Consider the following 12877-nt stretch of genomic DNA (forward strand, 5'->3'; position numbering starts at 1 on the left):
GGCGCTGTGCGCCGGCCCCATCGCCGGAGCCGTGGCGACGAGCGCCTACCCGCTCCCGGAAGCCGCGAGCCCGCTGCTGGTAGCTGTCGCGGCAGGAGTTGTCGCGCGGGCCGCCCGGGTCAGTCTGCGCGTCGCGTTCCGGAGTCCGCGAGCACTGGTCTCCCCCGCGGCACCGGCGCTGGCCGCGGGCGCCGCGCTCACCGCGGCGGCGGTTCACCTGGCCGGCTGACCCCGGGACGCGTGGTGCCCCCGACGGGATGCCACGCAAACCATCATCGATGAAGACGTGCTTGGCGAGGTCCATCGTGTAGTTCTCCTCCATCGTGACGGAACTGCCGGTGGTCCGAGGGGCCAGCGGGACCACGTTCGAGCCGAGCACCTTCGAAGCCGCGGCCAGGCTCTCGCCGGCGAGCGTCACTCGGCAGGTCGCCTTCTGGACCGTGTGGTCGTAGCGGATCTCAAGCCGGAAGGCCTCGAATAGCTGACGCGTCAGCTCGTCGGGCAGGCCGTCCAGGCTCATAGAGCCGAGCGGCAAGGCCTGCAGGAGGTCGGCGTTCGGCGCATGACGAGCAACCTCCTCGGCCTCTTCGAGCTGAGCTTCGAGGTTCGACCGCTCGACCTTCAGCTCGGCGCGTCGCTCGTTGATATCGCGCACCATGTCCTTGCTGACGTCGTCGGCGACCTCGAGTGTCCGCAGGAGGTTCTTGCTCTTGGTCGCGTTGTCGGCGAGCGCCCGCTGTAGAGCACGGATGCGGTCCGCGCGACCGCGGCGGTCGGCGTCGTCCAAGTCCTTCAGGTTCCGGTCGAGGAGGTCTTGGCGGTACAGCCCGAACAACCGCGAGTTCAGGAACTCCTCCAGCGCTTCGAGCAGCGAGTCCTCCCGGACCCGGCAGATCGTCGGGTGCCCTTCCGGTCGCCACGCCTTCTTCGGGGCGCACGCGTAGTACCGAATGGCGGTCGGCTTGTTGCCGCACATCCGGCGGCCGCACAGCGTGCAGTAGACGTAGCTGCGCAGCGAGTACACCTGCTTGGCCTGAGGGTCCCGTTTCCGCCCCGGCGACGTCCGAGAACGCTCGCGCAGCTGCGCCACCTGCTGCGCTTGGACGAACGTCTCCAAGTCGACGAGTGCCTCGTGCTCCGGCTTCGGCGACCACACCCACTCGGACGGCGGATTCAGCCTGTTCCGGCCGTTCCCCTTCCGGGCGCGCCGGTTCCACACCATGTGCCCGGTGTGCTTCGGGTTGGACAGCACTTCACGCACGTTCGAGTACGTCCACACGCCGACGGCACGGGCCGGATCGACCGGGACCGGCGGCGGGTTCGTGGTCAGGTCCGCGTTGAGCAGGTCGGCAATCGCCTGGTAACCGAGTCGTTTCGACACCCGCCACCCGAACATCTTCTGCACGACCGGGCCCTCGACCTCGTGCACCTTCAGCTTGGTCTTCTTCAGCCCCTTGGCCCGCTTGGCGGGGACAGGGTGCTTGATGAACTCGGCTCGGTAGCCGTAGCACGGCTTGCCGACGTTGTAGCCCTGCTCGGTGTGGGTCGCGAAGCCGTCCCAGCTCTTCTCGAGCATCTCGGTGACGTACCACTCGGCGACGCCCTGCTTGACGCGCCGGGTGAGGACCTGCGTCGCGGTCTTCGTCTTCCGCCCGGGTTCGCCGAGCCGGACGCCTTCGTCGACCGCGACCAGCATGACGTCCTGCTGTTCGAGCTGGTGCTCGATTTGCGTGCCGATGTACGCCGTGCGTCCGACCCGGGAGATGTCTTCGCAGATGACGACGTCGAACCGCCGGTTCGGACGCGCGGCCTCGTCGAGGAGGTCTTGGATGCCGCCGTCCCGAGGGATGCCGATGTCGAACATTTCGTGGGCGCTGCCTTCGCTGCGCGCGTCGGCTTCCTTGCGGCCGGACTCGATGTCGTAGAAGTGCGCCGTGATGACGGCGTTCTCCGGAAGAGCGGAGACGCAGTTGCGGAACTGCCGCGGCAGCGAAAGCGTGGGGTCCTGCTGGTCGTAAGTCGACGTCCGGCCGATGAAGGCGACGCGGATGACCGTCGGCACGTTCCGGAACGCGGTCGCCTGGCCGGCGAGCGCGCCGACGCGATCTACACGGCGTGGCCCCGCCCATGCTCGGATTGCTTCCGGGCTGTGAGCCACGCCAACACCTCCTCGATCGCGCGCGTTTGCTCCCTCGCGATGCGCGTCCCTTCGGGACCGGTCACCACGTGGAGTTCGAAATGGACCTCAGTTCCGTCAGAACTCGCGAACGGCTGAACGTCGCCGGTGTGCACCTCGGCGTCGGTGCCGCTCACTGTCGAACCTGACCGTTTTGGCCAGCTGTATCAGCTGAAACAGCTGAGCCACAAGAGGAATCCCCAGACACGATCGTGCCCGAGCTGATTTCCCAGCGAGTCCGGCGGACGCCGTCGACCCCGCGAGGCTGACGTGGGCGGGACGTCGTCGTCCATCCCGACCGCGGCCGAAGGTCGGCCACGGGAACCAATCCGGCGGCGCGCAGGCTCGCGCCGCTTTCGCCTGCCTGCGTGTAGGTGACGAGACGCAGGTAACCCATGGCTCGCGCCGCGCGCCAGACCGCGCCGTAGAGCTTCGAGTTCGCGTTCGGCTCGCCGACAGTGCAGCTCCGCGTCACCTCCAGCGTGATGCCGTCGTCGAGACACCTGGCGACCGGACGACCGGCAGTCGCTACACCGACCAGTTCACCGCCGCGCGCGACGCCGATCGCGAATTTCATTCCGCGGGGTGGACGGTGGTGCCGGTGGTGGGCGTCGATGAACTCGCATGCCTGCCGGAAAGTCAGGGGAACGATCGTCAAGCGCACCGCTGCTCCTCCCGTGCCCCGTGCTGAGCACGCCGGAAGACGCGCTCGTCGACCAGCGGCTCGTGGACCATCGGCGCCGAGGTCACCCACTGCTCGACAGGAGCAGGACGGCCCGCTGCCGTACGAGCCCAGACCTGACGCCCCGTGTACTTGACGTTGGTGACGATCCGCCGGACGGCTTTTGCCGTCCACCGCTCGCTCGGCGCCGGGTGCTGGCGAAGGTCGGCGTTCAGGCGTGCCGCGACGGCGGCGAATGTCAGGCCGTCGTCGGCTCGCCACACGAAGATCTGCTTCACGACCGCGGCGGTCTGCCAGTCAGGGACCAGGACCGCCCGCAGCTTGCTGCATCCGCCGGGATCGGTGACGCGGATGCGCAGCGCGCGGTAGCCGTAGGGCGGAGGCCCGATCTGGTAACCGGCACGGACGATTTCGATCATCGCCTCGCGGGCGCGGCGGGTTGTTTCGGCGTGGTGCCGAGCGAGCGCGTCCCGGCCCTCCTCGGCGACGCCAGGTCGTTTTATCCACAGGTTTACCCACAGCCGGGACCACCGCTGTGGACGGGTCTCGGCCACCGGCGTGCCGGTGTGCTCGCAGCAGGAGAAGCGGATTGTCATGCCGCTCGCCCCCATCCCGCATGGACGGTGTCGTTGACTTCGGGCCGGGTCGGCAGGGGAACGCCGCTTGCCGCCGCGGCGGCAAGCTCGACGTCGTGGGCGAGTCCGAAGACGAGCACCTCGTGGTGCGCCGGGAGTGCGGTCGGCGCGCCGGCGGCACGGGCTCGGGCAGCAGCCCGACGGGCAGGGAGCGGGGCGCGGGTGACCAGCCGGCTGCCGCGCAGTCCGGCGGTCAGGGCCACGCACCGCTCGACCGGCGCCAGCCCGGCAGCGGTCGCGGCGGCGATGAGCGGGGTAGCCAGGTCGGTCAGCGTGCTGTCCGGACGCCGGCGCGGCCTTGCGACGATGACGAAGTGGCCGCCTGAACGCAGCAGCGATTCGCCGCAGAACATCGTCGCGGCGATGTCAGCGAGCGCGGACTCGACCGGGTCGCGGTCTGGACTGTTCGCTGACCCCGGCTCCGTTCGCAGAGCGGTCAGGACGAGCCCGACTCGCCCGATCAAGCCGGCGGCCCGGGCGGTTGCGAGGACCTTCGGACGGGCATCGAGGACCGAGCCGTCGCGCCACGCGCCCGCAGTCTTGGCGGCGGTGACGTTGGCGCGGGCAAGGGACCACCACCGGGTGCGGCCGGTCAAGCCGAACGCGTCCCGGCCGGCGCTCAGCGCCGCGGTCAGCACGGTCCCCGCGCCGCAGTCAGGATCGAGAACGAGGTCGCCGGGTTGGCTGTAGACGGCGATCGCGTGCGCGGCGACTGCAGGAGGAATCCGCTCGTCGTCGATCTCGGTGCCGGGCACACACCCGGCGTCGCGCAGCTGCTCGAGCGGGCTCCGCTGCCCGGTTGGCCAGACCGATAGAGGCAGCCCGTCGACCGACGATCCAAGTGATTTCAGCTGGTCATTCATCGGAGGTCTTCTCCCCTGTCACGGCGGCCTTGGAGACCCGCTTGCGGGCGAAGATCAAGAGGTCGTCGTGCACGCGGGCGTGCCGCGCAGGCGGCACAGCGGGTTGCACGGCCGGTGCCGCGGCAGCGAGCGCCCCGTTACGAACCGGCGCGCGCAGCAGGGCGATGCGATCGAGATAACGCAGGCCGGCGCCCTGCGCGGCGCGCACGAACGAGCCTGCGGGGTCGATGAGCCGACCCTCCACTCGATCACCGTGCGTGATCACGGAAAGCATGCCGGTCGGGTTGAGCACATCGGCCAAATCGGCCGGTCGGAACCAGTCGCCGGGCCGCGGTCCGGACGCGGTGATGATGAGGTCGTAGCGGTCCGGACCGACCACGGTCGCAGTCGTGTCCGGCTCGGACCGACCGCGCGCAGGCGGCGCACCGACCCCGACGTCGGTCGGACCGCCCAAGCGGAGTCGGGGTCCGGACCCGGACTCGGCCAACGCCTCGCCGTGGTGTTCGCCGATCGGGTCCTGGGGCGCGACGGCGGTCTGGGTTTGGACGCGACGGCCGAGTCGGACCACTGTCCAGCTGGCTTCGTGCAGCCCACCGTACGGACCGGGCCGGGATCGGTGTCGATCGCCGATTGGCGAGGACGAAGGGGAGGGCCCGAGGTAGGGCGCAGGCGCGAGCAGGAGCACCCGCTGGCCTGGCTGCGTGTAGCCGGTGACGATCTTCACGACCGCAGTCAGCAACCAGCTCGCGAGCAGCCCGGTGCCTCCGAGGAGCTCGTCTTGCGCGCACGTCCAGACGGTGCTCGGCGGGACCGTTCGCGAACGGCGCACGGTGCGCAGACGCCGCGCTCGCCGACGCTGCGGAAGCAGGATCGGGACGGTCGGCGGGTCGGCCGGAGCGTGCTGCGGCGAGCAATCCTCTGGACGTTCGTTGTCGTATGCCGGGGTCATCGTGGATCTCCTCCGACGGAAGGGTGCTGCGTGTTCTGACACCCCTTAACTCCGGCTGGAGGTCCGATTTTGGACACACTTTCGAGAAATCGCTGAACATCGCAACGAGGACACCGCACTGCCCACTAGAGAACTACTACAAACACAGGTCAGTCATCATTTTCAACTTCAACTAGTCGATCTTCAGTTCAGACGACCGCCGAGCCGAATAGTAGGCCTCTAGCAGCGCAAAGACAGCTACTAGTCGACATCAAGCAATAGCACGGTATTTCCGTGGTACCGGTCGTGGATTCATGGCGTCGTTGTTGTTCACATCGACGCCGCGGGAGTCACGACATGGCAACTCAATCCACTTTTCATCGCCGTCACGACGAGGCCACCCCGAACTCTCTGGACATCGCCCGGAGCACGTTCACCTGGCTGGTGACGGGACCGCATCCGGTGTCGCTGAACGGCCGGCTCTTCGCCGGTCTCCCGGACCGGCATGTCCCGCTCGACGAGGTCCGCGATCGCCTGCTGGCGCGCAGGTGCCCGCAAGCGACGCGCGACGCGGTGTGGGCGCATCTGGTGTTGCGCTCGCGAACTGAAGGAGCGACCTGGACGGTCGCCGCCGTGGGTGTGGCGCTGCCCGCGCTGACTTCGGCAGCGGCCACCTTGTCCCATCGGTTCGCCGGCGATCCGGCCGACGTTCACGCGGAGGTGCTGCGCGGCTTCCTGACCGCGTTGTCAACGATCGACCTCCGGCCGCCGCGGATCATGCTGCGGCTGCGGTGGGCCGCCTACCGGGCCGGCTACGACGCGCTGACCGAAGCGTTGGCCGGTCCGACTCCGGTCGCACCGGGCTTCCGATCCACCCCGCCGCACGCGCCGTGGGGACACCCGGATCTCGTCCTCGCTCGCGCCGTCGCGGACGGAGTCCTGACCCGGACCGAGGCCGCGCTCATCGGCGCGACCCGGCTGGAAAACATGCCGGTGACGGACTGGGCCGCGCAGCACCAGACCGGTGCGTGGGCCGCCTACAAGACGCGCAAACGCGCCGAACGCCGGCTTGCCGAATACCTGCGCGAGGGCGCTGCCACGGCCGATCCGGCCGACCCGCTGATCGACCAGGTGGCCGCCGCGGTGGCCCTGGCTCGCCCCGTCACACCCGCTCGCGAGACGCCACGGTTGTCACCTTCCGTGTCCGACACCAACGGCGAATCGGAGCGGAAAGTTCGGCGCCGCGTGTCCAAAACGGACGCGGATTCCGGAGTTCAGGGCTGCGGGACGAACCCGCGCTCAGCCCGAACTTCGGAGGTGACCCAATGCGCGTGATCGATGCCGAGAGCGGGCCGCGTAGTGCTCTTCTCGACGGCGACCTGCAGCCGCCAGACCAGAGCGCCGATGCGAGTTCGACGCCGTCCAGTGCTCCGACCATTAAGCCAGGCGACTCGACTCCGACTCGCCGCTGGCGGTGGTCGCACGTGGTGCTGGTGGTCGAGCTGGCGGCCATCGCGTTGCTGGCCTCGGCGTCGGCGGGACACGCCGACACGATGGTCGTCGCGCTGGCCAGCTCGGTGACCGACGTCCTGAACAACGTCCGCAACTGGATCATGGGCATCCTCGCCGGCCTCGCGACCGTGTTCCTGACCATCGGCGGCGTCCGCTACCTGATGGGCAGCGGCGACCCCGGCGAGATCGAGAAGGCGAAAACGGCCTTCAAGTCCGCGGGGTGGGGCTACGGCCTGGCGGCGCTCGCGCCGCTGGTCGTGGAGATCCTCAAAGGGATCGTGGGGGCCTGACCGATGGCCGTCAGCACCCTGCCCACGGTTCGCCCGTATCGCCGGTCCGGCAGCTCGCCCGAGACCGCTTCCGCGGTGGATCGACCGATGCTCGCCCCCATCCGCGACGCTGGCCAGCGGGTCTCCATCCAGCGGCGGCGGCGAGCGGGCTGGCTGTTGGTGCTGACCGTCGTGCTCCTGGCCGGCATCCTCGCCGTCAACGCGTGGGCCTCGCCGACCGCGCCACGGCGGCCGCCGGCGGACCCGCCGCTGCCTCCTCCGACCGCGCTGCCCACGCCCACGACGTGCAGCTTCCCCGGCCAGCTCGGCTGCACCTCGCCGACGCCGACCACAACGCCGAGCAAGCCGTGCACGGGCGAGGACTGCATTCCGCAGCCGACTCCGCCGGCGCCGAGCACGAACCCGCAGCAGCCGGGCACCGGCAACGGTGACAGCGACTCGGACTGCGGCATCACCGACGTCGGCGCGTGCATCACCGAGGCCATCAACTCGGCGTTCCGCAGTGTCGTCGACGACGCGCTGGATCCGATCCTCGAGCTGATCGGCCACACCGCGCTGTCCACCCCGACGATCAGCGACCTGCCCGGCATCGGCGAGCTCTGGAACAGCTCCTGGGAGATCGTGGTCGCCGCCTACGGGCTGCTCATCCTGCTCGGCGGCATCATGCTGATGGGCCACGAGACCCTCCAGACCCGGTACTCGATCAAGGAGATCGGGCCGCGCATCCCGATCGCGTTCATCGCCTCGGCGCTCTCGCTCTTCTTCGCTGACAAGCTCATCCGGCTGGCCAACGGCCTGACCCTGGCTGTCCTCGGAGACGGAGTCAACGCGCCCTCGCTGGGCAACACCTTGCAGGAGGCCGTCCAAGGCATCCAGACCGGCGGGCTGTTCATCGTCCTGGTCGCGCTCGTGCTGGTGGTCCTCGGCCTCGGCCTCCTGGTCGTCTACGTCGTCCGGATCGTCATCACCCTCGTCCTGATCATCAGCGCGCCGTTCTTCCTGATGTGCCACGGGCTGCCCCACACCGAGCCGCTGGCGCACTGGTGGTGGAAGGCGATCACCGTGACGACAGGCGTTCAGTTCGCCCAGGCGCTGGTGTTGATCACTGCGGTACGCACGTTCCTGTCCGGCGGCGTGCACCTGTTCGGCTCGACGCTGTCCGCGCTCGGGACGCTGATCGCCGCGATCGCCTTGTTCTTCGTCCTGTTCAAGATCCCGTTCTGGATGCTGAAGGCCGTCAAGGTCGGCTCCGGCCGTTCCTTCCTCGGCGGGTTGGCTCGCGCGTACATCGCGGCGAAAACCTTCGGCATGGTCGCCGGTAAGACCGGTGCGTTCGGCAAGGCCAGCGCCGGCGGTGCGACGAAGAACGCCGATCGCGGCGGCGGCGCGATGGCCGATCCACCGTGGCCGGCACAGCCGCGTTTTGCGCCCAACCCCGAAGCGGTCAACCGGCGGCTCAAGGCGGCCCACGACGCCGAGCGTGCCCGCGCAGCTCAGCGGCCGTCGCTGCCCTCGCAGGCGCCGCAGTTCCTGCAGTCCTCGCCCCAAGACAGCACCCACGACCCCGCCGTGATCCCGGCGAGCCAGGGACCGACCATGCCTGAATTCAGTTCCGCGCCGACGCCTGTCCCGCCCACGCCACAACGAAGGCCACGGTCGGCAACTCCGCATTTTCAAGCCGCCGGCGGCCCGCGTCGACGTGGCGCCACATCGCCATCGGCTCGCCCGATCCGCACGGCATCGGTGCCGCCGCAACTGCAGTTCCGACCGGCGACGCCGCCTGCACCACAACCACTCGTAGCCAAACCGACCTCCGCACCTGCCGCGCCGGCATTCCGGCAGGCGACGCCGGGGCCCCGCCTCGGTGATGCCTATCGCCGCACCCAGTCCGTTCCACCGCCGACGTTCCGCGCGCCGAAGCCAACTCCAGGAGGTGAAGGGAAATGAGCCAGCCCGTCCGGATTCCCGCCGATGTCGACCGCGAAGACCGGGTGATCGGTCCGCTCACCGCTCGGCAGCTGCTCATCCTGACCGTCACCGGAATCGTGCTGTACGGGACGTACACGGTCACTCGCGCGTTCGTCCCGCTGGCGGTGTTCGTCGTCGTCGCTATACCGATCGGCGTCACCGCCGCGTTCCTCGCTCTGGGTCACCGCGACGGCATCTCCCTCGACCGGCTCGTGCTGGCGGCGCTGCGCCAGCGGATGAGCCCGCAGCACCGGGTTGCCGCGCCGGAAGGCGTCCGGCCCACACCCGAGTGGATCGGGCAGGCCGCGAGCACAACCAGTTCTTCGGCGTCGGCAGTCTCACCGGCCGCGCTGCGGCTGCCCGCCGAAGGCATCACCGACACCGGCGTCATCGATCTCGGCAAGGACGGCGCCGCCGTGGTCGCGGTCTGCTCCACGATCAACTTCGGGCTGCGCACGCCTGCCGAGCAGGAGGCGCTCGTCACCTCCTTCGGCCGGTACCTGCACTCGCTGACCGCGCCGGTCCAGGTGCTCGTCCGGACGGAACGGCTGGACCTGTCGGGGCAGATCGCGGAACTTCGCGAGCAGGCGGGCGGGCTGCCGCACCCCGCGCTGGAACGCGCGGCACGCGAGCACGCCGAATACCTCGACCAGCTCGGCCGCGCCACCGACCTGCTGCGGCGCCAGGTCCTGCTGATCCTGCGAGAGCCGCTGCGAAACAGCGGCCCGACCGACGGGCTGGGTGGTGCCTCGCCGCTGGCCGCGTTGTCAGCGCGACGCAGGGCTGTGAGGCAGACCGCATCGATCGACGACGCCGCTCGACGCGCCGCCGAAGCGCGTTTGGTGCGTCGGCTGGGCGAGGCGCTGGAACTGCTCTCGCCGTCCGGGATCGTGGTCACCCCGCTGGATGCCAGTCAGGCCACCGCAGTCCTCACCGCGGCGTGCAACCCCGACAGCTTGATCCCGCCGAGCTCCGACCTCGCCGGCTCCGACGAGGTCATCACCACCGCCCCGGACGAGAGCTGGAACGACACCGCGTTCGGCCGCACCGCGTTCGCCACCGAAGACGCGTTCGGCGCGGCCGAGCCCGGGTGGGAGGACGACGAAGACCCCGACGACTACGACGACGTCGCAAGGAGGGACCGCCGATGAAGAGGACCAGGCACCGCGACGCCGCAAGCAGGCAGGCACCCGTCGGGCAGGCCGGCGCGTTCACCCCGGACGCCATCTCCGTGCGTCCCCGAGCGCTCGAAGTCGGAGGCGAATGGGTCGCTTCATTCGCCGTCACCGGCTACCCGCGCGAGGTTCATCCCGGCTGGCTGCAGCCCCTGCTGACCTACCCCGGGCGGGTCGACGTCTCGCTGCACATCGAGCCGATAGACCCCGTCACCGCGGCCAACCGGCTGAAGAAGCAACTGTCGAAGCTGGAGTCCGGTCGCCGGCACACCAGCGACAAGGGACGGCTGATCGACCCCCAGATCGAAGCAGCCACCGAGGACGCCTACGACCTGTCCGCGCGAGTCGCCCGCGGCGAGGGCAAGCTCTACCGGCTCGGGTTGTACCTCACCGTGCATGCCGCGACCGAGGAGGCGCTCGGCGACGAGGTCGCCGCAATCCGGTCGCTGGCGGCATCGCTCCTGCTGGACTGCAAGCCCACGACCTACCGGAGCTTGCAGGGCTGGATCACCAGCCTGCCGATGGGCTTGGACCTGGTCGGGATGCGCCGCACCTTCGACACCAGTGCGCTGTCGGCGGCGTTCCCGTTCACGTCACCCGATCTGCCGCCGCCGGACCCGACCTCGGTCGGTGCCCCGCGCGGCGTGCTCTACGGCTTCAACGTCGGCAGCCAGGGGCTCGTCCACCACGACCGGTTCGCACTCGACAACCACAACAGCGTGATCCTCGGCCGGTCCGGTGCCGGAAAGAGCTACCTGGTGAAGCTCGAGCTCATCCGCAGCCTGTATCGCGGCATCGAGATTCACGTCATCGACCCGGAGGACGAGTACGCTCGGCTGGCCGCCGCGGTCGGCGGCACCTACGTCCACCTCGGCGCCGAGCAGGTCCGGCTGAACCCGATGGACTTGCCGATCCACACCCGGCCGGACGGACGCCGGACAGCTCCCCGCGACGCGCTCATCCGGCGCAGCCTGTTCCTGCACACCGTCATCTCGGTGCTGCTGGGCAGCGAACTCGCCGCGACCGAGCGGGCCGCGCTGGACCGGGCGATCACCGCGACCTACCAGCGCGCCGGCATCACGTCGGATCCGCGAACCTGGACCCGGCCGGCGCCGCTGCTGGCCGACCTCGCGGAGGTCTTGGCTGGGGCAGGCGGGGCGGAGCTCGCGGCGCGGCTACAGCCGTTCACCACGGGCGCGTTCTCCGGGCTGTTCTCCGGTCCGACCACGACACGGCCTGAGGGCCACCTCGTCGTGTTCTCGCTGCGCGACCTCCCCGGCGAGCTCAAGGCAATCGGCACACTTCTCGCGCTCGATGCGGTGTGGCGCCAAGTGTCCAATCCCGCCATCCGCAAACCCCGGCAGGTCGTCGTCGACGAAGCCTGGTTGCTGATGAAGGATCCGGCCGGCAGCGAGTTCCTCCTCCGGATGTCCAAGGGCTCCCGCAAGTGGTGGGGCGGCGTCACGGTGGCGACCCAGGACGCCCCCGACGTGACGAGCACCGACCTGGGCAAGGCGATCATCGCGAACGCGGCGACGCAAATCCTGCTGCGCCAGGCACCGCAGGCAATCGACGAAATCTGCCGGATCTTCGACCTCTCGCAGGGCGAACGGCAGTTCCTCCTCACCGCCGACCGCGGCCAAGGACTGCTCAGCACCGGCACGCAACGAGTGGCGTTCCAGTCCATCGCGTCGCCGGTCGAACACCAGCTCGTCACGTCGAACCCCGCTGAGCTGGCCGAGTACTCCGACATCTCACCGGAGACCGAGACCTCCTTCGTCGACCTCGACGCTGCCTGATCTTCCGCACCTTCAAACTCACCTGGGGATAGCCATGTCTTCGTCACCCGCTGTTGATCGGCCTGCTCGACTGCTGACGCAGAACAGGGAAATGCGCCAGATCGGCGTCTGGAACTGGTCACTGCCGGCCTGGGCCGGACGGCTGGCCGACGGCCGCACGTACAACACGTGCCCGAGCGCCGGGGTCTGTGCACAAGCGTGCTACGCCCGGCACGGCACGTACACCTGGCCCGTCGTCCGTGCCAAGCACCAGGCAAACCTGATGTACGTCCTCGACGACCTGGCCGGCTGGCGAACAGCGATGGTCGACGAACTCGGCGCGGCCAAGTTCCGCGGTGCCTGGATCAGGATTCACGACAGCGGCGACTTCTTCTCCGACGACTACCTGCTGGTATGGCTGGACATCTGTAGGACTCGCCCGAACACGAACTTCTACGCGTACACCAAGGAGGTTTCACGGTTCCGGTCCCTCGTCGAGCCTGATCCGCCGCCGAACTTCCTGTGGGTCTACTCGTACGGAGGCAAACAGGACGCCGCACTGAACCCGGCCGTAGACCGCGTCGCCGACGTGTTCCCGGACGAAGCGGCGATCGTCGAGGCGGGGTGGGCGTCGCAGGAAGCCAGCGACCTCCTCGCGGTCCTCGGCCCGCAGCTGGTCGGCGTGCCGGCAAACCGGATTCCGAGCTACCTCAAACGCCTGGCTGGCCGCCGGTTCTCCGAATGGCAGGCCGAAGTTGACGCCGCACGTTCCGCTCGCCGCACGCGCCTGCGGCTGGTCGTCAACAACACCCGTTCCGAGGCGCGGCCTGAGCGAGGCGGCGAGCCGCGAGCTGCCTGATCCAGCGCTCC

General features: G+C 69.4%; 11 protein-coding genes. 6 read left to right on the plus strand and 5 right to left on the minus strand.

Going from position 1 to position 12877, the window contains the following annotated elements; all coding sequences use genetic code 11:
* From G3I65_RS14895 to G3I65_RS14915, 5 genes are all read right to left on the minus strand, one after another.
* The coding region (locus G3I65_RS14895; RefSeq protein WP_160696636.1) for a recombinase family protein at nucleotides 1–2158 on the minus strand (2158 nt) is incomplete at its 3' end.
* A 151-nt stretch (nucleotides 2159–2309) separates the two neighbouring features.
* A complete protein-coding gene (locus G3I65_RS14900) occupies nucleotides 2310–2840 on the minus strand; it encodes an XF1762 family protein (RefSeq protein ID WP_309235465.1) in 531 nt (176 codons plus the stop codon).
* On the minus strand, nucleotides 2831–3412 hold the full coding sequence (locus G3I65_RS14905; RefSeq protein ID WP_160696637.1) for a recombinase family protein: 582 nt from the start codon (nucleotides 3410–3412) through the stop codon (nucleotides 2831–2833). The genes G3I65_RS14900 and G3I65_RS14905 overlap by 10 nt, the downstream gene beginning before the upstream one ends.
* Before the next feature lie 38 nt (nucleotides 3413–3450).
* Nucleotides 3451–4356 (minus strand): DNA methyltransferase, encoded by a 906-nt coding sequence (locus G3I65_RS14910; protein ID WP_160696638.1) that lies wholly within the window; start codon nucleotides 4354–4356, stop codon nucleotides 3451–3453.
* Complete coding sequence (locus G3I65_RS14915; protein WP_160696639.1) at nucleotides 4349–5305, minus strand: hypothetical protein; 957 nt, start codon at nucleotides 5303–5305, stop codon at nucleotides 4349–4351. The genes G3I65_RS14910 and G3I65_RS14915 overlap by 8 nt, the downstream gene beginning before the upstream one ends.
* A 336-nt stretch (nucleotides 5306–5641) precedes the next feature.
* On the opposite strand from G3I65_RS14915, the gene G3I65_RS14920 reads away from it, so the two are divergent.
* From G3I65_RS14920 to G3I65_RS14945, 6 genes are all read left to right on the plus strand, one after another.
* Complete coding sequence (locus G3I65_RS14920; RefSeq protein WP_160696640.1) at nucleotides 5642–6619, plus strand: hypothetical protein; 978 nt, start codon at nucleotides 5642–5644, stop codon at nucleotides 6617–6619.
* A gap of 149 nt (nucleotides 6620–6768) precedes the next feature.
* Entirely contained in the window at nucleotides 6769–7086 is a 318-nt protein-coding gene (locus tag G3I65_RS14925; protein WP_309235467.1) for a pilin, read from the plus strand.
* An 87-nt stretch (nucleotides 7087–7173) separates the two neighbouring features.
* Nucleotides 7174–9033 (plus strand): hypothetical protein, encoded by a 1860-nt coding sequence (locus G3I65_RS14930; protein ID WP_203612390.1) that lies wholly within the window; start codon nucleotides 7174–7176, stop codon nucleotides 9031–9033.
* Nucleotides 9030–10205, plus strand: a complete 1176-nt coding sequence (locus tag G3I65_RS14935; RefSeq protein WP_160696641.1) for a PrgI family protein — start codon at nucleotides 9030–9032, stop codon at nucleotides 10203–10205. The genes G3I65_RS14930 and G3I65_RS14935 overlap by 4 nt, the downstream gene beginning before the upstream one ends.
* Nucleotides 10202–12028: a VirB4 family type IV secretion system protein gene (locus tag G3I65_RS14940; RefSeq protein WP_160696642.1), complete on the plus strand. Its 1827-nt coding sequence runs from the start codon at nucleotides 10202–10204 to the stop codon at nucleotides 12026–12028. Before G3I65_RS14935 ends, G3I65_RS14940 begins: the two co-directional genes overlap by 4 nt.
* Before the next feature lie 34 nt (nucleotides 12029–12062).
* Nucleotides 12063–12866 carry a hypothetical protein gene (locus tag G3I65_RS14945; protein ID WP_160696643.1) on the plus strand — a complete coding sequence of 268 codons (804 nt, stop codon included), beginning with the start codon at nucleotides 12063–12065 and terminating at the stop codon, nucleotides 12864–12866.
* Nucleotides 12867–12877: the final 11 nt, after the last annotated feature.

It is taken from the genome of Amycolatopsis sp. SID8362 (genome assembly GCF_010550475.1).
Taxonomy (GTDB): Bacteria; Actinomycetota; Actinomycetes; order Mycobacteriales; family Pseudonocardiaceae; genus Amycolatopsis; species Amycolatopsis eburnea.

What these genes read in the sequence shown, in the direction of transcription:
- G3I65_RS14920 (WP_160696640.1), top strand. Translation starts at nt 5,642, where the DNA reads ATGGCAACTCAATCCACTTTTCATCGCCGTCACGACGAGGCCACCCCG.
- G3I65_RS14940 (WP_160696642.1), top strand. Translation starts at nt 10,202, where the DNA reads ATGAAGAGGACCAGGCACCGCGACGCCGCAAGCAGGCAGGCACCCGTC.
- G3I65_RS14910 (WP_160696638.1), bottom strand. Translation starts at nt 4,356, where the DNA reads ATGAATGACCAGCTGAAATCACTTGGATCGTCGGTCGACGGGCTGCCT.
- G3I65_RS14935 (WP_160696641.1), top strand. Translation starts at nt 9,030, where the DNA reads ATGAGCCAGCCCGTCCGGATTCCCGCCGATGTCGACCGCGAAGACCGG.
- G3I65_RS14930 (WP_203612390.1), top strand. Translation starts at nt 7,174, where the DNA reads ATGCTCGCCCCCATCCGCGACGCTGGCCAGCGGGTCTCCATCCAGCGG.
- G3I65_RS14915 (WP_160696639.1), bottom strand. Translation starts at nt 5,305, where the DNA reads ATGACCCCGGCATACGACAACGAACGTCCAGAGGATTGCTCGCCGCAG.
- G3I65_RS14945 (WP_160696643.1), top strand. Translation starts at nt 12,063, where the DNA reads ATGTCTTCGTCACCCGCTGTTGATCGGCCTGCTCGACTGCTGACGCAG.